The organism is Streptomyces sp. BBFR2 (assembly GCF_044497305.1).
Classification (GTDB): domain Bacteria; phylum Actinomycetota; class Actinomycetes; order Streptomycetales; family Streptomycetaceae; genus Streptomyces.
Genome location: NZ_CP172415.1, coordinates 6,186,599 through 6,209,699 on the forward strand (window position 1 = coordinate 6,186,599; position 23,101 = coordinate 6,209,699).

Here is a 23,101-nt window from a genome sequence, read left to right on the forward strand (position 1 = left end):
GAAGCGGGGGTGCGCCGGGTCAGCGGCGCGGATCGCGGAGTCTGCCGATGCGCTCCCGGTCGTGGCGGAACTCGGCCTTCAGGCGGGGGATCAGCAGCCCGACCAGCCGGTGCACCAGCTCGTCGACCTGCCCGTCGGTGAGGTTGCGGGCGTCGAATCCGCCACCTTCCTGCTTGGCGGACCGCTTCGCGGACTTCTCCTTCGGCAGATGACGGTTGCGCGCGGAGGTCCGCAGCGGCTGCTGCTCGCGGCCCTGCTCCCGTTCCGGCTCGGCGGGCGCGCTCTTCGCGGTGACGGCCAGGGCCTTCGCCGCGTCGTGCGCGTCGGAACCGCCCTTCTCCAGCCGCGCCCGCTGCGAGGACCCGTCCTGTTCCGGGGCGCGTTGGACGGTCGCGGGGAACGGGGCCGGGACGGGCGGCGCGGCGGGCACGGCACCGGTCCGCGGCTGCGCCGGTGCCCGCACCACGGGCGCCGGTCCGGCAGCGGACGGTACGACGGGCGGCACCGGCGCCACGACGGGCGCGGGCCGCGGCGTCACCGGCGCGGCCTTCCGCTGCACGGCGGGCACGGCGGGCGGCCGTCCACCGGACGCGGCCGGGAGCGGCACCGGCGGCCGACGCGGCGCGTCGCCCGGACCGTCCGGTGCCGCACGCAGCGGCACGGCCTGCCGGGCGGCGGGCTCCGGCCCGGCGGATCGCACCGCGGCCCGCGGCCCGGCGAGCGCCGTGCTGACGGCCGGGACCTGCGGCGCCGCGCCGCCCGGGAGCTGCCGAAGCTGTACGGGCGCGGCGGGCGCGCCCCCCGGCGCCGGGGCACCGGGCACGGGCGCCGGGGCGCCGGGCGGCGGGACCGGTCCGCCGGTGGGCCGCGCCGACGGTGTCCGGCCCGCCGTCGGCTGCGGCAGCGGCGCGGTGGGCGCGCCCGGGACCGGGCCGTTCCGCAGCGGCGCGGCCGCCGGAGCGGTACGGCGCTGCACCGGGGCGGCGAGCGGAGCGGCAGCGGCCATGGCCGAGGTCAGCGGACGTGAGGACGCCAGCGGCAGGGCCGCGGCCGGACGGGTCGCCACCGGACCGGCGGGCGTGGCGGACGGGCCGGAAGCGGCTGCCGGGCCCGGACGGGAAGCGGCCGCCGCGTCCGGACGCACGACAGGCGCGGTCGGCTCCGCGGGCGCCGTCACCGGTGCCGCCGGGCCCACCGGCTCCGACGGCGCGGTGCGGACGGCGGGCGGCGTCGTGCCGGACACGGCGCGGGCGACCGGCGCCGTCACCGAGGAACGCGACGCGTCCCCCGGGGGCCGCCCGCTCTCCATGGGCACCGGGCCCGCGCCGGACGGCCGGGCCGCCTCGGGCCGCCCCACGGGGACGGCACGCTGCACCGGCGCGGAGCCGCTCCCCGGACGGGCCGGAGACGTGGCCGCGGAGCCCGGGGCCCCGGGTGCGCGGTGCGGTACGGCAGGGGTACCCGTCGTCGGGCCGGTCAGCTTCGTCCCGGCCTTCGGCGGAGTGGTCAGCGGGGCACCCAGCAGCGGGCGCCGCCGGGACTCCCCGGCTCCGGACGGCGACGGCGCGGTACGCCGGGACACCGGCAGGACCGGACCCGCGGAGGCGGACGCCCCCGGCGCGGGCGGCGAAGAGGCGGTCGGGGAAGCGGAGTTGCCGGAGGCCGGGCGGGCCTGCGCCGAGGGGGCCACCGCATCCGGAGCAGCGGCCGTACGCGGCGCCGGGCGTGCGGACGCCGGTGCCGCCGGAGTCACGGGCGGTGCCCCGGCGGACGGTGCGGACGGCGCCGGAGCGGCCGGTGCCGCGGGTGCCTGCGGCGCCGGTGCGCCGGACGGGTCCGGCCGCTTCTGCACGGGAGCGCCGGACGGCGCCGGTGCGGCGGGTGTACCGGAGGCGGCCGACGGCCGCGTGGCACGGGGCGCGCCCAGTCCCGGGCGCGGGGTGCCGCTCGCTGCGCTGCGCTGCACCACGGGCGTACCGGTACCGGAGGAGACCGGTCCGGCGGCGGGGGTCACGGGCGTACCGGAAGCCGCCCGGCCCGACGGGGCGCCGGGACCCGACGGGGCGGACGGGGACGCGGACGCCGCGGGCCGGGAAGACGGCGCGGCCGGGCCGCCGGGTGCCCGGGCAGCCGGGCCCGCTCCGGAGCCCTCCGGAGTGCGGGGCATCGTGGACGCGGCGTTCCCCGTCGTACGCGACGCGTCGGGCGCGGCCAGGGCGCGGGCGACCGTCAGCGGACGGTCGCCGCCCGCCGCCGGTCCGCCGGTCGGTCGCGTACCGGGGTCACGGGGCACTCCCGTGGCACGGGAGACGGGAACGGCATCGGACGCCCCGGTGCTCACCGGCGCCCCGAGCCCCTTCCGCGCCCCGGCATCCGACGCCGGGGCGGAACCGGACGGAGGCGAGGACGGCGACGGGGCGGACGCGGGACCGGCGGCGGAGGCCGCACCCGGTGCCGCACCCCGGTCGGAGCCGGAGCCGGAGCCGGAGCCGGACGCCGGAGCACCCGGACGCGCGGACGCGCCGGAACGCGCCGCACCGCCCGGCGTACCGGACGTACCGCCGGCCCCGGGCCGGAGGGGCGCGCCGACAGGGCCGGTGGCGCGGGCAGGCCGCGGCGTTCCGGCGTCGGAAGGTGTGGTGGGGGCGGCCGGGGCCCTCTGCACGACGGGCAGCGGGCGGGCGAGCCCGGCCGGACGGTCACCCGCGGGGCGCGCGGCGGCGTCACCGGACGGGACCGGAGCGTCCGGGGTGCGGGACGTACCGGACGCGGGGGAGCCCGTGGCACGGGCGGGAGCCGGGGCGGCCGGAGACGGCGCGGGGCCGGCCGGGGGAGCCACCGGACCGGCCGGTGCGCCGGGCGCCGTCCGGTCGGCGCGCGCCGACCGCTGGACCGCCGGCGGCGCACCGGCCGCGGACGACGGAGCGGCGGGCGGCGGGGCGGCAGCGGCGGGCGGGAGCGGAGCGTGTGCCCCGCCCGCCGGGGAACCGCCGCGGTCCGCACCCGTGGCGGACGCGCCGGGCCCCGGTACGGAGTCCGTACCGGAACGGGGCGCGGCCGCCGGGCGGTTCGCGGGCACAGGCGTGGACCGGGGCGCCGGTGCGGGCCGGGCAGCCGGAGCGGCCGCCGCACCGGGCGGGGCCACCGGCAGTTGCCGGCGCTGCACCGCGGTGCGCGGAGCGGGGCCGGCGGCGCCCGCCCGCGCGCGGGGCGCCGACGTCAGCGACGCCGGGCGGGTGGCGGCGGGGGCCACCGGGCGGACCTGGGGGCCCGTCGCCCGTGCCACCGCGACCGGGGCCGCCGGAGCGTCGTCGTACGCCGCGCCGTCCGTGCCGGACGGCGCGCCCGCGGGCGCCGGACGCGGGCCCGCGACGGGCAACTCCGGTACCTCGGCGGCCGGTTCACCGGCGGCGCGGACCGGGGCGGCGGAGAGCTGCGAGATCCGTCCGCCGGGCCCGCCGTCGAGCACCGCGTGGGTGAGGGTGCCGGTGAACGACGGGTTCTGCCACGTCGTCAGCGACGGGCCGAACCCGCGGTCGGCGACGGTGTCCGCCCGGTCGGCGAAGGCGCGCTGGATCGGCGGCAGCGCCGACCAGCCGGCCGTGGCGGGCCGCCCGGTGTCCGCGGCGGCGTCCGCCGGAGCCGGTGCCGCGGCGGTGGGGCCGGCGGACGCGGTGGACGCGGCGGCAGCGCCGTCCGTGAGATCCGCGCGGCGGCCGCGCAGCCTGTCGAGAAGTCCCATCAGCCCTCCGCCGCCGCGCGGTTGACCAGCGCGGCGATCTCGTCGGCGTACCGGCGGCGGTCCCCGTGTTCGAGGTCCAGGATGTCCTCCAGGCTCCAGTGGAAGTGGTAGGCGACGTACGCGATCTCCGCGTGGATACGGTCGGCCGCGTACGTCACGATTCCCCCAGGCGGCTCCCGCCCAGCTCCACCTCGAACGGCTGCTCGCAGTGCGGGCAGGTCACCCCGGCCCGGGTGTGCCCCTCCGCGTTGACCTGCCGGTAGAAGTCCTGGAGGAACGCCAGGTCGGAGGCGAACATGTTCTCCACGATCCCGTCGTGCACCTGGTGCAGCGTGCCGAGCCGGGTGATGACGCGGCCCAGCAGCACCACCGACAGATACGCCGGGTTCTCCTGGACCCTGATGTCCCGCAGCGGCACCAGTTCGTCGCGGGCCGTCGCCAGCCGCATCGAACCGGTGCGGTGCACCACACCCGCGTCGTCGACGTAACCGCGCGGCAGCTCGAACTCGAACTCGGTGCGCAGCGGTGCCCGTTCGGCGGCGGGCGCGGGGGCCGGTGCCGCGGTGGGGGCGGGCGCCGCGGGGTCCCCGCCCGGCGCCGCGGGTGCGGCGGCCGGGTCGGGAACGGCCGCGGGCCGGGAGGCCGTACGGCGCATTACTCGATGACCAGTTCTTCGAAGGTGATGGTCACGGTCTCGGTCAGCGCGGACGCCTCACCGGCCTTGACGGTGGAGGTGTCGACCTTGCTGCACCAGGCGTTGCGCATGTTGTAGCGCTTGACCGGGGTGTTCATGTAGTCCATGACCATGATCGTGGCGTTCTTCCGCGCCGTCGACATCTGACCGTTGACGGACTGGGTGATCCACTGGTTGAACGCCGCGGACTGCGTCATACCGCGCACGACCGTGCAGGTGCCGGCCTTCTTCACGCCCGGCAGCTTCTTCGTGACGGGCTTGCCCTGGCTGGAGACCTGCTGGTACTCGATCACGTCCTGCTCGATGCTCAGGCCGCTGACCTCCTGGAGGTACTCGACCATGACGCCGTCGATCTGGAGGCCGAAATTGTGTGAGGTGAGGGAATCACCGGGCTGCAGACTCATGGGTCGCTCTCTGTGCTGGGCCGGGGGACACCGGCGCGGATGCCGGACCCCCGGAAAACGGAACGGTCAGGTGTGAACGGGGCGGGGCGTGGCCCGGGGCCACGCCCCGCCCCCGGCGGCCCTACTCCTCCAGCTCGCCGCTGCCGCTGGAGAACTGCGCCAGCCGGAAGATCACGAACTCGGCGGGCTTGACCGGCGCGATGCCGATCTCGCAGATGACCCGGCCGAGGTCGACCGACTCGGTGGTGTTGGTCTCGGCGTCACACTTCACGTAGAAGGCGTCCTCCGGCCGGGAGCCGAACAGGGCGCCGTTACGCCACTCGTTGACGAGGAACGCGGAGACGTTCCGCCGGATCCGGGCCCACAGCGCCTCGTCGTTGGGCTCGAACACCACCCACTGGGTGCCGATCAGGATCGACTCCTCCAGGTAGTTGAAGTACCGGCGGATGTTGATGTAGCGCCAGGCCGGGTCGGAGGAGAGGGTGCGGGCACCCCACACGCGGATACCGCGGCCGGGGAACGCCCGGATGCAGTTGACGCCGACCGGGTTGAGCAGGTCCTGCTCACCGCGGGTGATCTGGGTCTCCAGATCGACGGCGCCGCGCACGACCTCGTTGGCCGGGGCCTTGTGCACACCGCGCTCGAAGTCGTTGCGCGCCCAGATGCCGGAGACGTGACCGCTCGGCGGAACCATCCGCGCCTGACCGGACGCCGGGTCGAAGACCTTGATCCACGGGTAGTACACCGCGGCGTACTTCGAGTCGTAGCCCGCCGTGTCCTGGCGCCACACCCGGATGTCCCGGGCGTTGAGGCCGGGCGGCGGGTCGATGACGGCGACGCGGTCACCCATCAGCTCGCAGTGGGCGATCAGACCGAGCTGAACGGCCTTGACCTCCTCCAGGCCGATGGCGCCCCGCTGGTAGGCGGCCATCAGGTCGGGAACGGCGACCATCGAGATCTCGTCGACCGCCTCCAGACCACCGAAGCCGGTGCGGTCGGCGGAGTCACCGAGGTACTCGGCGGGGCCGGGGTGGACGGCCGGGACCGCGCCCGGGGCGGCGGGCGCCGGAGCCGCCGGCGTCTGGACGGGCCGCGCCAGCTCCACCGTCTGGTTGTCGGGCCGCGCGAGCTGGGACGAGGGCGCCGCCTCCAGCACGGTGATCAGCTTGGAGCGTTCCTTGACCTGCGTGACGACGTAGTTGCGGGTGCTCTTCTTGGCACTGACGTCGAAGGTCTCGGCGACCTTGTCGCCGTCCTTGACCAGCAGCCGGAACCGCTCGGCGGGTCCCTCACCCTCCGGGTCGGCGACCTCGACGCTGAGCGCGCCGCCACCGGTGCCGGACGCCAGCGCCCGGACCGCGAAGGTGCCCAGGGCGGTGGGCTCACCCGGCGTCAGCTCGGCGGGCGCGGCGGCGGCCGGCACCGCGGCGGGCGCGGCGGAGCCCTGCGCGCCGTCAGCGGCGCCGCCGACCCGCACCACGTAGGCGGCCGAACCGCCGTTGTTGAAGAACCCGTACACCGAGTGGGCGAGGTAGTAGCCGTCGGTGAACTCGCCGAAGGCGGCCACGTACTGGGACCAGTTGGTGACCAGAGTCGGTTCGTTCAAAGGCCCCGTGGGCGCCAGGCCCACGAAGGCCGCCACGGACGTCCCGACCCCCTCGATCGGGCGGGAGCCACTGGCGACCTCCTCGACGTAGACGCCGGGCGACAGATACGACGGCATGCGCTGGTTCTCCTCGGGGTACGACAACCGTATGACGGTGGAGTACGCCACTGTTGCCGTGGCCTCGCGGAGTCCGGAAGGTCCGTCGGGGCCGTAGCGGGGGCAGCGCCGATGCCCCAACGGGCAGCCGGGGCCCGCACATCGGGTCGTCGGACGCGGCGTGAGGCCCCCGTTGACCTGCGGTGGGCCCGCTTCCCGGGCAGCCCCGGGGCGCGGGTGCACCCCGTGCGGGCCCCGAGGGCAGCCGACCCGGTCCCTAGGGGCAGCCGACCGTGCCCCCAGTCCTGCGACACGCCCCCCGGCCTCGCCATACGGTCGCCGTATGAGCCTGTGGACCTCTCTCGAACCCGCCTCGACCACCGTGGACCCGGGCGGCAGCACCACCGTGCGGCTACGGCTGCGCAACACCGGCGACGTCGTCGACGAATACCGTTGCGTACCGGTGGGCGATCTGGCGCCCTGGACGACCGTCGAGCCCGGGACCCTGCGGCTCTACCCGGGCACCACGGGCACCGTGGAGCTGACCTTCGCTCCGCCGCGCACCCCCGACGCCGCCGCGGGCCCCCACCCGTACGGTGTGCAGATCATCCCGACGGAGTTCCCCGAGGCCACCACCGTCCCCGAGGGCAACATCACCGTCACCCCGTTCAGCGAGGTCCGCGCCGAACTCGTCCCCACGAACGTCACCGGCCGGTTCCGCGGCCGTCCGCGGCTCGCCATCGACAACCTCGGCAACGTCAAGCTCACCGCGTCCGTCAGCGGACACGACAACAGCGATCAGTTGTCGTACGAGATCAACCCGGCGAACGTGCAGATCGAGCCGGGGCGCGCGGCGTTCTTGAAGACCACGCTCAAGCCGCGGCAGATCATCTGGGCCGGCGCGGCGCAGTCCCGGCCCTACACCCTTTCGGTGCAGCGCTCCGGCGCCGAACCGCTGCCGGTACGCGGTACGTACCTCCAGCCCGGGCTGCTGCCGCGCTGGCTCGGCGTGCTGTTCAGCCTGCTGCTGGGGCTCGCCATCGCGTTCGTGATGATCTGGCTGACGTACAAGCCGGAGGTGCTCACCAAGGCGCAGGACAAGACCCCCGACCAGACGGGGCACACCATCCAGCCGTCGGCGCCCGCCCAGCCGACGCCGCAGCAGCCCACGGAGGATCCGAAGAAGGACCAGGGCGGCGACGGTGGCGGCGGGAACAAGCCGAAGCCGGACCCGAACGCGCGGTTCCGCAATGTGCTGCTGCGCAACGGCGCCACGCAGAAATGCGCCGACCTGCCCGACGCCGGGCGGGGGAAGCTGGGCGGCCCGGTCTGGCAGTTCACCTGCAACAACGTGCCCGCCGATGACAACCAGATCTGGAGCTTCGAGCTGCTGCCGGGTGGCAAGGGCGCGGGCCCCGACGGGCACAACCTCTTCCAGCTCCGCAACGTCAAGGACGGCTACTGCATGGATCTGCCGGGCCGGGACGCGGCGGGCAAGGGCACGAAGCTGATCGAGTCCGCCTGCCGGGGGTCGCGGGACGGCAACCAGGGCTGGTGGTTGGAGCAGATCGAGGGCACCCGCCTGTGGTGGGTCCACAACTACAACAGCGGCGGCCTCTGCCTGGACGTCTACGGCTACCACAACAAGGGCGAGGACATGGCCGACCGGCTGCCGCTCACCCTCTTCGACTGCTCCAAGGACGACGACCAGGGCTGGATCATCGACAAGCCGTGAGCCGTGAGTTCTGAGCCGTGGACGGAAGGGCCCGCAGTTCCCCGGGAACTGCGGGCCCTTCCGTAGGGGGCGGGCGTCCTCACCAGCCGGCGTCGTCCAGCACCAGCCGCCCGCCCTTGCGGTACTCACGGCGGGCGCCGGTCAGCAGATCGGCGTCGGTGACCGGTTCACCGCGCCCGGCGGCGGCGTACGCGGCGGTGACCACCGCGCTGCGGATCGAACCGCCGGACAGCTCGAACTCCCGGGCGCACCGCCCCGGATCGATGCCGTCCGCGCACGGTACGTGCGCCAGGCTGTGCCGCCACAGCGCCAGCCGCTGGTCGGCGTCCGGGAACGGGAAGTCGACCACCAGGTCCAGACGCCGGGTGAACGCGTCGTCGATGTTGGCCCGCAGGTTGGTGGTCAGCAGGGCGATGCCGTCGAACGCCTCCAGCCGCTGGAGCAGATAGGCGCTCTCCATGTTGGCGTACCGGTCGTGCGCGTCCTTCACCTCCGACCGCTTGCCGAAGACGGCGTCGGCCTCGTCGAAGAGCAGCACCGCGTCGGTGCGGTCCGCCTCGGTGAAGATCCGCTCCAGGTTCTTCTCGGTCTCGCCGACGAACTTGTCGACGACGGAGGAGAGTTGGACGACGTAGAGGTCCAGGCCGAGATCGGCGGCGACCACCTCCGCCGACAGCGTCTTGCCGGTACCGGAGTCCCCGGCGAAGAGTGCCAGCACACCCCGGCCCCGGCCGCCGCCCGCGCTCAGCCGCCAGTCGCCCAGGACCCGGTCACGGTGGCGGGCGCGCAGCGCCAGCTCCCGCAGTTGTCCGAGCGGGCCGTCCGGCAGCACCAGATCGCCCCAGCCGACGTCCGGACGGATCCGCCGGGCGTGCCGCTCCAGACCGGACGCCGACTGCTGCCGGGCGGCGTGCCGCAGATGCGCGGCGCTCAGCGCGGTGCCCTCCAGCGCGGCCAGCGCCCGCGCGGCGGCGGCCGCCCGCCGGATCCGGTCCTCGTCGAGGTGGTACGGGGCGACCGTCACCGCCAGGTCGAGGTCCGGCGCGGCGGCGTCCGCGCCGAGCGCCGCCTCCCAGGCGTCCACCGCGCCCGCCCGGGTCCGCGGCGCCTGGAGCACCAGCGGATCGTGCGCGCACCACAGCGGGTCGTACGGCCGCTTCCCGCACAGCAGCACCGGGACGTCAACCGCCGTCAACTCCCTGATCAGCGGCCCCGGTTCGTCCGGCAGCGGGGAGACGACGACGGCGTGGTCCCGCAGCCGGGCCTCCCGCAGGAGCGCCGCCACCGGGCCCCGGCCGTCCGGCGCCGCGCCGGGCTCGGACGGCTGCTGCCCGCGCGGCGCGGCGGGCGGCGTGTAGTGCAGCGCCGCACGGCCCGCGGCCCGCAGTGCGGCCACGGCGCGCGCCAGCCCGTCGCCCTCGCGGTGCTCGCGCAGATAGACGGTGGCCGGGCCCGCCGCGAGCAGCGCGCCGAGCTGATCGGCCGGATCGGGCGCCGCGTCGGCCGCGTCGCCGGGCAGCTCCGTGACGTACCCGGCGAGCGCGGCGTCCGGGGTGGCGTCGCCCAGCAGATGGGCGGCGACCCGGTCCGGGACGCGGAGCGACCGGCCGAGGAACGGCCGGTCGGTCTCCTCGATGTGCAGCAGGCCGTACGCGGACAGCGGCGCCGAGGGGTGGAAGCGGGCCCGCGCGGCGGCGCCCGCGGCGTCCGGCGCGAGCAGCCCGCACAGGTCGAGGGCGAGCCCCGTGGTGGCGCGCCGCCGGCTGACGTCGTCGTTGAGGTACGCGTACAGCGGCTCGAAACCGCGGTCAAGGTCGGGGGCGAGGGCGATGAGCAGGACGGTGGCGTCCAGCGGGGTCAGCCCCAGGCGCCGGGCGAGGACCGCCAGCCGGTCGCCGGGCTCCGCGCCGTCCGCCGGCTCCGGCTCCGCCCACTCCGCTGACGGGACATCGGCCCCGTCCGCGCGGTGCAGCCGGTGCCGCACCGCGTCGTCGGAGAGGTACAGGCCGCGCAGCGGGTCGTCGGCCGTCGGGTCGTCGGCGCTGCGCCGGGTGACCAGCGCGGCGGTCCGCTCGTGCAGCGCGGCCAGCCGCCCGGCCAGCGTCCGCGCCGGGCCGCCGCCGGCGGGGATGTCACCGCTCACCGGGCGCCTCCGCGGCGTCGGCGCCGGCGTCGGGCCGTGCGGCGGGGGACGCGGGCCGCGCCACGTCCTTGAGGTGGCGTTCCTGGTGTGCGCGGGGCGCGTCCGCGAGGGGACCGTCCAGCTCCCGTGCGGAGACCACCGCGCCCTCGGTGACCGGCGGTCCCGCGTCGTACTCGGGGAAGCCTGGGAACGGCACGGTCAGCATGAGGTCGACGGAGGGTTTCAGCTCCCCGCCGAGCGCGGAGAACAGTTCGGCGCGGGAGCGGGCGTCGCCCGGTGTGGCGCCGACGACGAGCGGCACGCTCAGCCCGAGCGCCGCCAGCGCGCGCGGCAGCCGATCGGGCGGCAGCAGCTCGTGCGGGAGCATCGAGGCGAGGGCCGCCGACAGCAGCCGGTGTTCGTCCTGCGGCCGCTTCGTCCAGGCGGTGACGAGGTACGACAGCCGGAACCAGCGCGGCGGGCGCCGGCGGCGGACCACGGCGCCCCGCTCGTCCCGTACCGGCATGGTGCCGCCCTCACGCCGCCCGGTGTCCTCGCGGATGTCGTACAGGTAGGCGTTGAGGGTGGGGGAGTTGCGCCGGGACGCCCAGGTGCGGGTCGGCGCGTCGAAGGCTATCTCGATGCCGGTGCCGGCGAGCACCCCGCCGGTCAGCAGCCCTTCGATGACCTCGTCCACTTCGTGGATCATTCAGTGTCGCTCCAGTCGGCCGCGTACGGCCCTCACGAGATGTAGCCCTCGCGCAGCGCGTAGGCCACGGCGTGCGCGCGGTTGCGCAGGTTCAGACGGGTCGTCAGCCCCTGCATGATGTTCTTGACGGTGCGTTCGGAGTACGCCAGCTTCCGGGCGATCTCGCCGGTGTCCATCCCCTCCGCGACCAGCCGCAGCGCGTCGACCTCGCGCTGGGAGAGCCCCGAGGGACGGACGCCGGGGACACCGAGCGTGCCCGGACGGAGCGAACCCACCTGGCTCAGCAGCCGTCCGAGCAGATCGGCGGGGAGGTCACCGTCGCCCCGGGAGGCGGCGATGACCGCCTGGAGGAGCCGGTTGCCGGTGGCCTCCCGGCGCCAGACGATGGCGCCGACCCCGCATTCGATGATGTCCAGCAGCTCCGCCTCGCGGATCAGACTCACCACGAGGACGGCGTGCAGTCCGTCGCTGCGCACCAGCCGCCGCAGCCAGCCGAGCATGGTCTCGTCGAGGGACTCGGTGAGCAGCACCGCGACGCCGCCCGACTGCTGCGCGGTCGCCTCGTCGACGAGGTCGATCATGGCGTGGCGGCGCAGTTGGCTGATGGTCCCTTCCCGGGAGATGGGATCCGGTGCGTGCACCACAACGGGAATGCGCTGTGCGGGTTCCTCCACGGCTGTCCTGAATGAGCCGCGCAATTGCTGTCCTCCCGTGCCGATCGCCGCGCCGGTACGGAGGTATTTCCGCAGCGGCCGATCCGTGTCCTCACGATGACGTCACTTGATGTGGTATCAGACGGAGAGATGAAGGGGGAGACGGGGATGGTTGCACACGCGATCCACCTGTGACGCAATTGTCGAAGAAAAGTACGGCCCGACAGTGAACCGATCACGTTTCCGCAGGTGTCGGCGGTGCGCGGGCGACGGTAACGGCCCTGAACCATTGGGTTAAATTAGGTCATCTGGCGAATTGTGACCCCGGCGCACAGGGAGCACTCCGGGGTTTCCGGCAGGAGATGTGCCCCGTGCGACCTCCCGTTCCCTCCGGACGCGGAATTGCGTTTTCGAGGGAAAGGTGATCGTGCTGCCGAAGGTGTGCACGCCTTCACTTTTTGTCCGAAGTTTGCGGTGAATCGGTGAACCGGCGGGGAAATGCCGCCCCGCCGCGCCCCGCGTCCCGGCGGCGGGACCGGGGCGGACGGCCCCGGGGAGCGCTCGCGTCCGCCCGGCCCGGGGAGGAGCATCGGACGGGTGAGTGCCCCGTGCCCGATCCTCTTCCTCGACGTCGACGGCCCGCTCAACCCGTGGCAGGCCCCCATCGGGCGGGCCCCGGCCGGATACACCACCCTGCCGATGCGCCCCACCGGCTGGGCGGAGCCGCACCCACCGCTGCCCGTACGCCTCGACCCCCGGCACGGCCCGCTGCTGCTGGGCCTCGGCTACCGCCTGGTGTGGGCCAGCACCTGGGGAGCCGAGGCCAACACCTGGATCGCCCCCGTCCTGGGCCTCCCCGCCCTCCCGTACGTGGACTGGCCCCGGCCCCCGCACCGCGCCCGCGACGGCGTGCACTGGAAGACCCGCCGGCTGGTCGCCGTCGCCGACGACCACCCGTTCGCCTGGGTCGACGACGAGATCGCCGACCCCGACCGCGCCTGGATCGCCCACCACCACCGTGGCGAGTCCCTGCTGCGCCGCGTCGACCCGGCGACCGGCCTGCTCGACGAAGACTTCGCCGCCCTACGGGCCTGGGCACGGGGGGAGTGAGGGGCGGCCGGGGGCGGTGGCGCGGGGCGGTGCCCCCTCTCAGCCGACCGGGCCCGTTCCGGCGCCGGGCCATGCCGTGCGGAGGTGCCTGGTCCGCCGCGGTACCGGCCGCCGACCGCGCTTCCGTACGGCGGTATCCGGCGGCGATGCCGGCGGTGCGTGACGGGGGACCGTACGGGGCCGGGCGGTCACCGTCGCGGCGCGTGACGGAGGGCCCCGTACGGCGCTCGACGGTCACGGTCGTGGTGCGTGACGAGGGCCGTGCGGGCCCCGCCCCGTGGCCCTCAGCGGCCCGGCCCGGCGCCCGCTCCCGCGTCGCGCCCGTCCCTCCGGCGCCGCTCGTACGCCCCGTGGGCCGCCACCGACGCCGCGACCACCGTGGCGCCGATCAGCCAGCCGCCGACGACGTCCGACAGCCAGTGCACGCCCAGGAGCACCCGGGTGAAGCCGACACCGGCCATCGAGACCGCCACCACCGCGACGGCGGCCCGCCGCACGGCCGGACGGCACGCGTGGCGCCACAGCAGCCAGAGCACCAGCCCGCCCGCGACCGTCACCGACAGCGCGTGTCCGGAGGGGAACGCCTGATAGTGCGCGGAGTCGACGGGGTCCGGCCACACCGGACGGTCCCGGTCCACCGCCGCCTTCAGCCCCTGCTGGAGGGCGGTGCCCGCAAGCGCGGTGGCGGCCACCCAGACCGCGAGCGGCCACGCACCGCGGCGGACGAGCACCCCGGCCACCACCGCCAGCAGTGCCCGCATCGTCCAGGGATCCCACACCCAGTCGGTGAGGATCCGGTTGACGTGCGTCCAGCCGGGCGCGCCGACGGCCGTGGCGTGCAGCGTGTCCGCGACGCTCCGGTCGAGCCCGACGAGCGGCGCCCAGCCCGCCGTGACCAGCAGGGTCAGTACGACGGCCGGCACGGCACAGCCCACCAGGACGGCCGACGCCGAACCCGGGGACGGACGACGGGACGGGGAGGTGCCGAGGGGGCGCGGAGCCGGCGCCGCGCGCCGTTCTGACGAAGCCATGCGCAGATCTTCGCGGACACCCGCCGCCCGGCACCACGTTCCGCCCCGACGCCGGCCCCGTCCCGCCACGCCCCGGCCTCCCCGCCCGGAGTCGGCCGCCACACCCCGTCACTTCCCTTACGGGTACGGCACGATGGCGCGATCCCTCCCGGGGCACACCGCCCGGCCCCGGGCCGCCCGGTCACGTCAGGGCGTGCAGCCCCGGGACGAATGTGATCAGCAGCGGTACGGCCGGGACCAGCGCGGCGTACGCGGTGATCCGCAGCCGGCGCGCGGGCGAGAAGCGGACACCGGGCGCCAGCAGCCGGTCCACCCGCTGCGGCACCTGCCCCAACTGCTCCGGGCACGGCCCGAAGACCCCGCGGTCCTCGTTCATCCCGACCAGCGCCAGCGCCGTCGTCAGCCGGCCGAAGCGGCGCGACGCCACATCGTCCGCCGCCAGTTCGACCAGCCGGTGCACCTGGTCCCGGAACGCGGCGAACACCGGGACCTGCGGAAAACCGGCCGCGAGCGCCGAGGCGCAGTGCAGCAGCAGATCGTGCCGGGCCCGGGCGTGGCCCTGCTCATGGGCGAGCAGCGCATCGAGCTGACGGCCCTTCAGTCGCCGCAACGCGGCCGTGGTGACGACGAGTTGGGGCGCACTGCGCTGGAGCCACCACGCCTCGGGGCGGTCGCTCTCCAGGACCACGAGACGGTCACCGGAGCGTTCCTCACCGGGCAGCAGCGGCGCCCGGCGCAGCAGATCCGCGCGGCGCTGCCGGCGGCGGGCCCGCGCGGCGCGCACCTCACGGGTCAGCGCCACCGCCGTCCACACCCCGCCCCCGGCGAGCAGCAGCGCCAGCGAACCGGCCCACGGCCCGTAGGTGTTGAGCGCGTACGCCTCGACGACGACCCGGGGCGCGAAGCCGAACACCGGGCCGCGGACGGCCTCCCAGGCGGCCGCCGCGCTCAGCGCCATCGCCAGCCCGCAGCAGAGCAGCACGGCGGCGACCACGCACTGCCAGACCCACAGGGCGAGCACCGGTTCCCGGTCGGGCCAGTCCGAACGGGCCATCAGCCGCGGCGCCGTCGACGCGGCCAGCACGCCGAGGATCATCAGCGTGAGGGGGACCATCATGCGGTCAGCCTATGAGCGCCCCGCTCGCGGACGGTACGGCGGCGTTCCGGAAGTGACGCATGCCACCCTCACCACAGGTGTGACACCACCGCTCCCGGCCACGGCCCCCACGGGCCGACGGACGGCGCCCACCGGAGACGCGCTGCGCCGTAACGCCTCCCTCGGAGACCTGCCGCGCCGCCCCGCCTCTCGGCACAGCCCCGCCTCCCGGCGGACCGCGGCACCGTGCGGGCGGGCCCCGCGGTCAGAGGGCCAGTAGCATCACGAACATGCCGAGGCTCATCGCCAACCGGCAGGCGCCGAACGCCTCGGCCCGCCGGAGCACGGGAGTGGCCAGGGCGGCACGGGAGCCGGCACCGCTCTCCGGGAGACCGGCCGGAGAGCCCTCCGCGGGGCGGCCGGAGGCGTCTACCGGGAGCGCCGCGCCGCCGTCCGCCGGGCCGGGACCCGTAGCCGCAGCCCCCGCGGAGGCTGGGCTCACGGGCGCCGCTCCCGCGGGCACCGCGACGGTCTCCCCGCGCTCCGCCCCGGCGTCCGGTATCAGCCGGGACCCGGCGAGGAGGACGGACCCCGCGTAGTAGACGAGCAGCGCACCCGTGACCAGGGGCGGGCCGCCCATGGCACCGTGCCCGGTGTGGTCCATGGCCGACGCGCCGCCGTGCCCGCCCGGCATCGTCATCGGCGCCGTACCGGACACCGCCGGGTCCGCGGCCAGGAGCGGGGTCATCGCCAGCGCCATGTAGACCATCGCCAGCGCGTCGACGGCGTGGTGCGCGTGCCGCAGCCGTACGGCCCGGACGGCCGCGGCGGTGAAGACGGCGGCGTACCCCCACGGCAGCCACGGCGGCGGCGTGACCAGCGTGGCGGGCACCGCCATCACCGCCATCGCCAGCCCCATCAGCGCCTGGGCGCGCGCCCGGTACCGTTGCGCCGCCGTGCCGTGGCGCGCCCGCGACAGGCAGTACCCGCCCGCCACCGCGCACACCACCACCAGCAGCCAACTCGTCAGCGACGGCCCGTGCACCCCGACCTCCCCCCAGGTCCGGTACGACGCGGCCACCCCGCGGCCGGCCGGACGCCGATCACGTACGCCCGCAGGATGCCCAGGCCACCGGGGGCGCAAGGGAGCGCACGGGGGCAGGCGGGGAGCGCGGGACCGGGTGCCCCGGGGAGGCCCGGAAAGCCGGTGCCACCGGGCGGACCGGCGTCGGCCCCGATGCCCGGAACCGCAGGTCAGGGCCGGTAGCGCAGGGGGTGGTCGGCGGGTACCTCGACGAGGACGAGGCGGTGTCCGTCCGGGTCGGCGATCCACATCTCGACCAGGCCCCACGGCTCCCGGACCGGCGGCCGCAGGACCTCCACGCCCCGCGTCACCAGCGTCTCGTGCGCCGCGGCCACGTCCGCCACCTGGAGCCATAGCTGAAGCGTCCGTCCGGGCGGGGTGTCCGACCGGCCGGAGACCTCCAGGAAGCCGCCGCCCAGGAAGTACACCGTGCCGCGCTCGGGGCCGGTGCCGAACTCCCGGTAGATCTCCAGCCCCAGCGTCTCGCCGTAGAAGGCCCGGGAGCGCTCGGGATCCGCGGGCCGCACCAGCACTCTGCTGCTCAGTACCTGCACCATGCGCCGGACCCTACGCGCCGGGGACGTACGGCCGCGGGCTCCCCGTCCGCCGGGCGGGTCCCGGACCGGCCGGGCGCCGCCCGCACCGCGGCGGGCGGACACCAGGAGTCCGTCGGCCGGGCGCCGCGGACGGCCCGGCCACGGTGTCCGCCCGGCTCGTCACCGGGACGGAAGGCCCTGATGAACCGGCGTGTCGCCTTGCTAGTCTCGCTGCGCGCCCGGCCCCGGCCGCCGCATCGCCACCGCCCGCCCGAGAGGACCCGCACCATGCCCACCGGCGAACTCGTCTTCCGTTCCGCCACCGACGCCGACATCCCCGCGCTCGTCGCGCTGATCGAGTCGGCCTACCGGGGCGACGCGAGCCGGGCGGGCTGGACCACCGAGGCGGACCTGCTGGAGGGGCAGCGCACCGACCCCGAGGGCGTCGCCGCCGTGGTGCGGCAGAAGGACGGCCGGCTGCTGGTCGCCGAGCGCGACGGTGAGCCGATCGCCTGCTGCCAGCTCGAACACCGCGGTGATCACGTCTACTTCGGTATGTTCGCGGTTCGCCCGGCGCTCCAGGGCGGCGGCCTCGGCAAGGTGATCCTCGCCGAGGCGGAGCGCGCCGCCCGCGCCGCATGGGGCGCCCGGGAGATGCGGATGACCGTCATCCGGCAGCGCACCGAGCTGATCGCCTGGTACGAGCGGCGCGGCTACCGGCGCACCGGAGAGCTGAGCCCGTTCCCCTACGGCGACGAACGGTTCGGCATCCCGCAGCGCGCCGACCTCGCCTTCGAACTGCTGGTCAAGCCCCTCGGCTGAGCCCCGCGCCGCCGGGCGGTCCGGCGCCGGACCCGCCGTGCACCGCCCGCGGGCCCGGCGCCGGACCCGCGGTGCACCGCCCCGCCCCACCGGCGCCTCACGCCCCGGGACCGCAGTCCACGGCCCGTCCGGCGCGGTCCCACCGGCGCTCCGTGCTGCTGTACGGAGCCTTTCCCGGCGCGGTCGGTCTCCTACCAGCGCCCCGTACCGACGACCCGCTCCAGGAACTGCCGGGTGCGCGGCTCGCGCGCCGCGCCGAACAGCTCCTTCGGGGTGCCACGCTCCCGCACCACCCCGCCGTCCAGGAAACACACCTGATCGGCGACGTCCCGGGCGAACCCCATCTCATGGGTGGCGAGCACCATCGTCATGCCCTCGTCCTTCAGCCCGCGTACCACCGACAGCACCTCGCCCACCAGCTCCGGGTCGAGCGCCGCGGTGATCTCGTCGAGCAGCAGCAGCCGGGGGCGGCAGGCCAGCGCCCGGACGATGGCGACGCGCTGCTGCTGACCGCCGCTGAGCCGGTCCGGATAGGCGTCCGCCCGTCCGCCGAGCCCCAGCCGCTCCAGCAGCTCGCGGGCGCGGGCCTCCGCCTCGTCCCGCGCCACGCCGTGGACCCGGCGCGGCGCCAGCGTGATGTTGTCCAGCACCGTCATGTGCGGGAAGAGGTTGTACGCCTGGAAGACCACGCCGATACGGCGGCGCACCGCGTCCGCGTCGGCGCGCGGGTCGGTGATCTCCTCGCCGTCCAGGAAGATCGCCCCGTCGTCGATCTCCTCCAGCAGATTCGCGCACCGCAGCAGCGTCGACTTGCCGGAGCCGGATGCCCCGATCAGCGCCGTGACGGTGTGCGGCGCCACCTCCAGATCGACGTCCCGCAGCACGACCGTGCCCCGCCCGTACGTCTTGCGGACGGCCTCCAGCCGCAGCACCGGCGCGGCACCCGGCTCGCTCATACGGTCCCTCCCTGGGCGCGGCGCCGGTCCATCCGGGCGGTCACCCAGTCCGTCAGCCGGGTCATCGGGATCGTCAGGGCGACGAAGACCAGCCCGGCGACCACGTACGGCGTGTAGTTGAAGTCCTTGCCCGCGATGATCTGCGCCGCGTACACCGCGTCGACCGCCCCGGCGATCGATACCAGACCGGTGTCCTTCTGGAGCGAGACCAGATCGTTCAGCAGCGGCGGCACCACCCGCCGTACCGCCTGCGGCAGCACCACGAACCGCAGCGCCTGCCCGCTCGACAGGCCCAAAGACCGCGCCGCGGCCCGCTGCGAGGGGTGCACCGATTCGATCCCGGCGCGGAAGACCTCGGCCACGTACGCGGAGTACGTCAGGACCAGCGCCGCCCCGCCGAGCAGCACCGGATCGGTGGTGACGCCCTGGAGCCGCAGCGCCGGGACGCCGAAGACCACCATCAGCAGGCAGATGATCAGCGGCAGCCCGCGGAAGAAGTCGGTGTACGCGGTGGCCAGCGCCCGCAGCGGGAAGAACACCGGGCCGCGCAGCGTCCGCGCCACCGCCAGCGCCATCCCCAATATCAGCACCGCCGCGCCGCACACCACCAGCAGTTGCAGATTGAGCAGCAGCCCCTCCAGCACCTTCGGCAGCGCCTTACGGGCGTACGCGGCGCTGAAGAAGGTCTCGCGGGTGCGCTGCCAGCCGGGCGATCCGGTGATCACGACGTACAGCACGGCGGCGGTGACCAGCGTGCTCAGCGCGGCGACGGCGGTGGCGCGGTGGGTCCGGGTCCGCTTGTACCGCTCCCGCGCCAGTCGCCGCGCGGACGGGACGTAGCCGTCGTCCCCGGCGGTGTCCGGCGGGCTTTTCGTGAGGTTCATTTGAGCACCGGTGCGTGGGCGGCGTCGGCCAGCCACTTCTTCTCCAGGGCGGCGAGGGTGCCGTCCTTCCGCAGCGCGTCGACGGCCTTCCGCACGCAGCCGGTGATCCGGCTCGCCTTGTCGAGGACCAGGCCGAACTGCTCGTCACCGGTGTCCGCGAACTGCCCGACCACCTTGGCGTCCTTCACCTCGGCGGAGGTGATGTAGAACGCCGTCGGCAGATCGGTGAGGATCGCGTCGACCTGGCCGTTCTTCAGCGCGGACTTGGCGAAGTCGTTCTTCTGGTAGACCGCGGGCCGCCGATCGGGGCGGATGGTGTCGTTGATGACGTCGAGGCTGGTGGTGCCGACCTGTGCCCCGAGCCGTACGCCCTTGAGATCGGCGATGCTCTTCGCCCCTGCCGCCTTCGAGCCCTTGAGCGCGACGACCGCCTGCCGCACGTCGTAGTAGCCGGAGGAGAAGGCGACGGCCTGCTTCCGGGAGGCGCTGATCGAGATCTGGTTGATGTCGAAGTCGAACTTCTTCTCACCGGGCGCGAACGCGTTGTTGAACGGCACGGTCTGCCAGCCGACCGCGGACCGCGGGTAGCCGAGCCGGTCGGCGACCGCGTAGGCGACGGCCGATTCGAACCCCTTGCCGTTCGCCGGATCGTCGCCCTGGAACCACGGCGCGTACGCGGGCTTGTCGGTGCCGACGGTCAGCTTCCCGGCCCGCACGGTGTCGAGCTTGCCGGGCGCACAACTCGCCGGGGCCGCCGCGTCGGACGAGGCGTCCTGCGGCGCACAGCCGACGGCGGCGGCCCCCGACAGGGCGGCACATACGGCGAGCAGGACGGGTCGGTTGGCGAGGCGCATGGCGGGAGAGTGACAGGACGAGCGGCCATCTGTCGAGATCATTGCGGAAAACGTCCGGATGCCGGGACGAGATTGCACGCCCGTGAACTGCGGATTTCGCACGGAGACGCGCCGTCGCGGCGGGGGTCGCCACCCGTAGGCGCGCCCCCGCCCCGCCGCGAACCGCCCGCCCGCACACCCCGCTCCGGACGCGAACCACCCCGCGAGCGACGAGGCGCACGCCCCGCGAGCCACGCGGCGCACGCCTCGTCCCAAGGCAGCCCGTCCTACGCCGTGAACCGCACCGCCCGCCGGATCTCCGGCCGGTCGGTCACCACGCCGTCCAGGCCGAGCCCGCGGGCCAGCCGCAGGTGGTCGTGGGTGTTGACCGTCCAGGCCACCACCCGCAGCCCCGCATGGTGGGCCCGCTCCGTCAACTCCAGTGTGAGACGGCGGATGTTGAGCGAGAGCATCGTCGCGCCGACCGCCAGCGCCCGGTCCACCACATCGGTGCCGTACCGGCTCGCGACCAGCGCGGTACGGATGCCCGGCACCAGTGTCCGGATGGCGGCCAGCGCCTCGTCGTGGAAGGAGATCACCTCGACCCGGCCGGTCAGATCGCGCGCCCGCAGCACCTCGGCGAGCGCCCGCGCCGCCGCCACGTCCTTGATCTCGGCCTGCAACGGCGCCCGGACCGCGTCCACCACCTCCTCGAACACCGGGATCCGCTCGCCCCGCCCGGCGTCCAGTTCCCGCAGCTCCGCGAGGGTCTGTTCGGCGATCGGCCCGCTGCCGTCGGTGGTCCGGGACACGTCTGCGTCGTGCATCACCACGAGCGCGCCGTCCTTGCTCAGATGCAGGTCCAGCTCGACGATGTCGAGCCCTTCACGCTCGGCGCGGACGAACGACCGGAGGGTGTTCTCCGGCTCCACGCCCATCATTCCGCGGTGTCCGATGGTGAGAAAGGACAAGGCTGCCTCGCTTCTGTCGGCTCGGTACTGCTCTGACATCGCCACGCGCTCCGCGGCGGCGCCGTGGCCCCGCACCCGGAACGCCCCGGGCGCCCGGCCCCGGCGACGGCCCGCACCGGCATCCGTCCCCACCACGATCCCGAGCACAAAGCCGTACGAAATGGCGCACATCCTAACGGCTCAACCGGGCCCCGTAAGCGGCGTGGACCGGCCGTCGCGCGCCCCGCCGGGCGCCCCGCGATCCGTCCGCCGGGCCGCCGGCCGAAGCCGTCCGCCGGGCCCCGCAACGGACGGTGCCCCCGGCCCGCCGGCCCCGAGCACCCGCCCAGGGGTATCTGTCCGCCCCGGCCGTACGCGAACCCGCTCACCCGCGCGTGGGCGCGTCCCCGCCGGGCTGACGCCGCCCCGGGATGGCCCGCTCGCGGGGCGACGAGACGGTGAACACGGTGAGAACATGTCGCTCCGCCCGGCAGGGACAGGAAAAATCCTCGTGATCTGGGGGTGCGGACGAAATAATTTTCACCGCCCCCTCTTGAGTGGAAGAACCTGGCTGGTTACGGTGGGTGCACCACACGATCTACCGCCGGAGGGCAGTCATGACGGAAATCCTTTCGCCTGTGGGTGCTCGGGCGAGTGCCGCGACCACGGAGCCGGTGACCGCGCACCCGGCATGGCCCGCCCTGAAGGACGCGGTCGAGACCATCCGGCCGTGGCAGTCCAAGGACGGCTCGATCGATCTGAGCGCCGAGGGCGCACCCACCGCAGAAACGGTTCGCCGCGAGGTCGACCGGATGATCGCCGCCGTCGGCGAGCTGGCCCCGCTGCTCCCGCACGACGCCGCCTACCACGAGGCGCTCGCCGCCGACCTGCGCCGCTGGGCGGACGGCGGCTTCGGCGTGCCGGACTTCCTCGACTCCCTGCTGGCCTTCCAGCCCGCGCGGCAGCGCGCCGACGGCCTCCAGCACCTCGTGCTCTTCCCCATGTACACGCAGAACGGCAACCCGGACCGCAACTTCGAGGCCGTCGTGCTGCGCATGGTCTGGCCCGACTGGCTCGCCGAGCTGGAGCGCACCCGCTACGACAACCCGCTCTTCTGCGGCATCACCTTCGAGGACTTCACCGCCGGGTACGACACCAACTCCGCGGTGCTCTTCCCGGAGACCATCGCGGTGCGCAAGGCCCCCGAGCGGTTCAGTTGGGGCGGCATCTTCTGCGACCGCGAGGCCGCGCGCTTCCGCCGCGTCAGCGAGGCGGCCGTCGCCACGCTCGGCATCGAGCTGCCCGACGACATCCGCGCGCTCCTCGCCGACCAGGACCGCTGCCAGCAGGCGTTCGTCCTGTGGGACATGGTCCACGACCGCACCCACAGCCACGGCGACCTGCCGTTCGACCCGTTCATGATCAAGCAGCGCCAGCCGTTCTGGATGTACGGCCTGGAGGAGCTGCGCTGCGACCTCACCGCCTTCCGTGAGGCCGTGAAGCTGGAGGCCGAGGGGTACCCGCAGGCCCGCGACGTGCAGTACGCGGTGATCTTCGACCGGATGTTCCGCTTCCCGGTCACCGGCGACCGCAACCGCAACTACGACGGTCTCGGCGGCCAGCTCCTCTTCGCGTACCTCCACAAGCACTCCGTCGTACGCTGGACGGACAACACTCTCCACATCGACTGGGAGCGGGCGCCGAAGGTCGTGGGCCGGCTCTGCGGAGAGATCGAGCAGCTCTACCGCGACGGCATCGACCGGCCCAAGCTGGTCCACTGGTTCGCCGCCTACGACCTCGTCTCGACCTACCTCGCCCCGCACCCGGGTTCGGTCTGGGCGAAGGGCCCCGACGCCCTCGACCTCGACCAGCCGCCGCGCAAGCTGGTGGACGACGTGCTGCCCGACGAGTTCCCGCTCAGCATGTTCTACGAGGCCCTTGCCAAGAAGCTGCGTACGGTGATCGCTTCCACCAAGGGCATCACGGCCGGCCACGAGATGCCGGCGGCGGCGTGAGCTTGCCCCACGCCACCACCGAA

20 protein-coding genes are annotated in these 23,101 nt (G+C 75.0%); 4 read left to right on the top strand and 16 right to left on the bottom strand.

Annotation, left to right across the window (positions count from 1 at the left end; translation table 11 throughout):
• Positions 1–19: 19 nt before the first annotated feature.
• The 5 genes from ACGH2B_RS25440 to ACGH2B_RS25460 all read right to left on the bottom strand — a co-directional run bounded on the left by ACGH2B_RS25440 (position 20) and on the right by ACGH2B_RS25460 (position 6,563).
• Complete coding sequence (locus ACGH2B_RS25440; protein WP_399094357.1) at positions 20–1,006, bottom strand: hypothetical protein; 987 nt, start codon at positions 1,004–1,006, stop codon at positions 20–22.
• Between the two features lie 2,735 nt (positions 1,007–3,741).
• Complete coding sequence (locus ACGH2B_RS25445) at positions 3,742–3,900, bottom strand: DUF6760 family protein (RefSeq protein WP_345091290.1); 159 nt, start codon at positions 3,898–3,900, stop codon at positions 3,742–3,744.
• Positions 3,897–4,397 carry a hypothetical protein gene (locus tag ACGH2B_RS25450; protein ID WP_399094360.1) on the bottom strand — a complete coding sequence of 167 codons (501 nt, stop codon included), beginning with the start codon at positions 4,395–4,397 and terminating at the stop codon, positions 3,897–3,899. Before ACGH2B_RS25450 ends, ACGH2B_RS25445 begins: the two co-directional genes overlap by 4 nt.
• Positions 4,397–4,840: a phage tail protein gene (locus tag ACGH2B_RS25455; protein WP_143944641.1), complete on the bottom strand. Its 444-nt coding sequence runs from the start codon at positions 4,838–4,840 to the stop codon at positions 4,397–4,399. Before ACGH2B_RS25455 ends, ACGH2B_RS25450 begins: the two co-directional genes overlap by 1 nt.
• Before the next feature lie 121 nt (positions 4,841–4,961).
• The gene (locus tag ACGH2B_RS25460; RefSeq protein WP_399094363.1) at positions 4,962–6,563 is read right to left on the bottom strand and encodes a phage tail sheath family protein; all 1,602 of its coding nucleotides are present in this window, start codon (positions 6,561–6,563) and stop codon (positions 4,962–4,964) included.
• 322 nt (positions 6,564–6,885) lie between these two features.
• Here ACGH2B_RS25460 and ACGH2B_RS25465 point away from each other — a divergent pair, with 322 nt between their 5' ends.
• The gene (locus tag ACGH2B_RS25465; protein ID WP_399094366.1) at positions 6,886–8,277 is read left to right on the top strand and encodes an RICIN domain-containing protein; all 1,392 of its coding nucleotides are present in this window, start codon (positions 6,886–6,888) and stop codon (positions 8,275–8,277) included.
• A 79-nt stretch (positions 8,278–8,356) separates the two neighbouring features.
• On the opposite strand, the gene ACGH2B_RS25470 is transcribed toward ACGH2B_RS25465, so the two are convergent.
• From ACGH2B_RS25470 to ACGH2B_RS25480, 3 genes are read right to left on the bottom strand one after another with little or no spacing between them, the layout of a single operon-like run.
• A complete protein-coding gene (locus ACGH2B_RS25470) occupies positions 8,357–10,420 on the bottom strand; it encodes an ATP-binding protein (RefSeq protein ID WP_399094369.1) in 2,064 nt (687 codons plus the stop codon).
• Positions 10,410–11,108 (bottom strand): DUF4255 domain-containing protein, encoded by a 699-nt coding sequence (locus ACGH2B_RS25475; protein WP_399094372.1) that lies wholly within the window; start codon positions 11,106–11,108, stop codon positions 10,410–10,412. The genes ACGH2B_RS25470 and ACGH2B_RS25475 overlap by 11 nt, the downstream gene beginning before the upstream one ends.
• A 32-nt stretch (positions 11,109–11,140) precedes the next feature.
• Positions 11,141–11,806 carry a response regulator transcription factor gene (locus tag ACGH2B_RS25480; protein ID WP_399094374.1) on the bottom strand — a complete coding sequence of 222 codons (666 nt, stop codon included), beginning with the start codon at positions 11,804–11,806 and terminating at the stop codon, positions 11,141–11,143.
• Between the two features lie 552 nt (positions 11,807–12,358).
• Here ACGH2B_RS25480 and ACGH2B_RS25485 point away from each other — a divergent pair.
• Positions 12,359–12,871: a hypothetical protein gene (locus tag ACGH2B_RS25485; RefSeq protein ID WP_399094377.1), complete on the top strand. Its 513-nt coding sequence runs from the start codon at positions 12,359–12,361 to the stop codon at positions 12,869–12,871.
• Between the two features lie 284 nt (positions 12,872–13,155).
• Here the strand turns inward: ACGH2B_RS25485 and ACGH2B_RS25490 are convergent, their stop codons facing one another.
• From ACGH2B_RS25490 to ACGH2B_RS25505, 4 genes are all read right to left on the bottom strand, one after another.
• Positions 13,156–13,902 (bottom strand): phosphatase PAP2 family protein, encoded by a 747-nt coding sequence (locus ACGH2B_RS25490; protein ID WP_399094380.1) that lies wholly within the window; start codon positions 13,900–13,902, stop codon positions 13,156–13,158.
• A gap of 181 nt (positions 13,903–14,083) precedes the next feature.
• Positions 14,084–15,019, bottom strand: a complete 936-nt coding sequence (locus ACGH2B_RS25495; protein ID WP_399094383.1) for a M56 family metallopeptidase — start codon at positions 15,017–15,019, stop codon at positions 14,084–14,086.
• A 244-nt stretch (positions 15,020–15,263) separates the two neighbouring features.
• A complete protein-coding gene (locus tag ACGH2B_RS25500; RefSeq protein WP_399094385.1) occupies positions 15,264–16,043 on the bottom strand; it encodes a DUF5134 domain-containing protein in 780 nt (259 codons plus the stop codon).
• Between the two features lie 209 nt (positions 16,044–16,252).
• Positions 16,253–16,639: a VOC family protein gene (locus ACGH2B_RS25505; RefSeq protein WP_399094388.1), complete on the bottom strand. Its 387-nt coding sequence runs from the start codon at positions 16,637–16,639 to the stop codon at positions 16,253–16,255.
• A 267-nt stretch (positions 16,640–16,906) separates the two neighbouring features.
• Here ACGH2B_RS25505 and ACGH2B_RS25510 point away from each other — a divergent pair, with 267 nt between their 5' ends.
• The gene (locus ACGH2B_RS25510; protein WP_399094391.1) at positions 16,907–17,440 is read left to right on the top strand and encodes a GNAT family N-acetyltransferase; all 534 of its coding nucleotides are present in this window, start codon (positions 16,907–16,909) and stop codon (positions 17,438–17,440) included.
• Between the two features lie 191 nt (positions 17,441–17,631).
• Here ACGH2B_RS25510 and ACGH2B_RS25515 read toward each other — a convergent pair whose 3' ends face one another.
• The 4 genes from ACGH2B_RS25515 to ACGH2B_RS25530 form a co-directional block, all read right to left on the bottom strand.
• The gene (locus tag ACGH2B_RS25515) at positions 17,632–18,396 is read right to left on the bottom strand and encodes an amino acid ABC transporter ATP-binding protein (protein ID WP_399094394.1); all 765 of its coding nucleotides are present in this window, start codon (positions 18,394–18,396) and stop codon (positions 17,632–17,634) included.
• Positions 18,393–19,280: an amino acid ABC transporter permease gene (locus ACGH2B_RS25520; RefSeq protein ID WP_399094397.1), complete on the bottom strand. Its 888-nt coding sequence runs from the start codon at positions 19,278–19,280 to the stop codon at positions 18,393–18,395. The genes ACGH2B_RS25515 and ACGH2B_RS25520 overlap by 4 nt, the downstream gene beginning before the upstream one ends.
• Complete coding sequence (locus ACGH2B_RS25525; protein ID WP_399094400.1) at positions 19,277–20,134, bottom strand: ABC transporter substrate-binding protein; 858 nt, start codon at positions 20,132–20,134, stop codon at positions 19,277–19,279. The genes ACGH2B_RS25520 and ACGH2B_RS25525 overlap by 4 nt, the downstream gene beginning before the upstream one ends.
• A 266-nt stretch (positions 20,135–20,400) precedes the next feature.
• Positions 20,401–21,084 carry a glycerophosphodiester phosphodiesterase gene (locus ACGH2B_RS25530; protein WP_399094403.1) on the bottom strand — a complete coding sequence of 228 codons (684 nt, stop codon included), beginning with the start codon at positions 21,082–21,084 and terminating at the stop codon, positions 20,401–20,403.
• A 596-nt stretch (positions 21,085–21,680) separates the two neighbouring features.
• Here ACGH2B_RS25530 and ACGH2B_RS25535 point away from each other — a divergent pair.
• A complete protein-coding gene (locus ACGH2B_RS25535; RefSeq protein ID WP_399094406.1) occupies positions 21,681–23,078 on the top strand; it encodes a DUF6421 family protein in 1,398 nt (465 codons plus the stop codon).
• Positions 23,079–23,101: the final 23 nt, after the last annotated feature.

Bases quoted from the DNA above. Each gene is read 5' to 3' on its own strand.
- ACGH2B_RS25440 (WP_399094357.1), bottom strand. From the start codon at position 1,006: ATGGCCGCTGCCGCTCCGCTCGCCGCCCCGGTGCAGCGCCGTACCGCT.
- ACGH2B_RS25450 (WP_399094360.1), bottom strand. From the start codon at position 4,397: ATGCGCCGTACGGCCTCCCGGCCCGCGGCCGTTCCCGACCCGGCCGCC.
- ACGH2B_RS25455 (WP_143944641.1), bottom strand. From the start codon at position 4,840: ATGAGTCTGCAGCCCGGTGATTCCCTCACCTCACACAATTTCGGCCTC.
- ACGH2B_RS25460 (WP_399094363.1), bottom strand. From the start codon at position 6,563: ATGCCGTCGTATCTGTCGCCCGGCGTCTACGTCGAGGAGGTCGCCAGT.
- ACGH2B_RS25465 (WP_399094366.1), top strand. From the start codon at position 6,886: ATGAGCCTGTGGACCTCTCTCGAACCCGCCTCGACCACCGTGGACCCG.
- ACGH2B_RS25475 (WP_399094372.1), bottom strand. From the start codon at position 11,108: ATGATCCACGAAGTGGACGAGGTCATCGAAGGGCTGCTGACCGGCGGG.
- ACGH2B_RS25490 (WP_399094380.1), bottom strand. From the start codon at position 13,902: ATGGCTTCGTCAGAACGGCGCGCGGCGCCGGCTCCGCGCCCCCTCGGC.
- ACGH2B_RS25495 (WP_399094383.1), bottom strand. From the start codon at position 15,019: ATGATGGTCCCCCTCACGCTGATGATCCTCGGCGTGCTGGCCGCGTCG.
- ACGH2B_RS25505 (WP_399094388.1), bottom strand. From the start codon at position 16,639: ATGGTGCAGGTACTGAGCAGCAGAGTGCTGGTGCGGCCCGCGGATCCC.
- ACGH2B_RS25510 (WP_399094391.1), top strand. From the start codon at position 16,907: ATGCCCACCGGCGAACTCGTCTTCCGTTCCGCCACCGACGCCGACATC.
- ACGH2B_RS25515 (WP_399094394.1), bottom strand. From the start codon at position 18,396: ATGAGCGAGCCGGGTGCCGCGCCGGTGCTGCGGCTGGAGGCCGTCCGC.
- ACGH2B_RS25520 (WP_399094397.1), bottom strand. From the start codon at position 19,280: ATGAACCTCACGAAAAGCCCGCCGGACACCGCCGGGGACGACGGCTAC.
- ACGH2B_RS25525 (WP_399094400.1), bottom strand. From the start codon at position 20,134: ATGCGCCTCGCCAACCGACCCGTCCTGCTCGCCGTATGTGCCGCCCTG.
- ACGH2B_RS25535 (WP_399094406.1), top strand. From the start codon at position 21,681: ATGACGGAAATCCTTTCGCCTGTGGGTGCTCGGGCGAGTGCCGCGACC.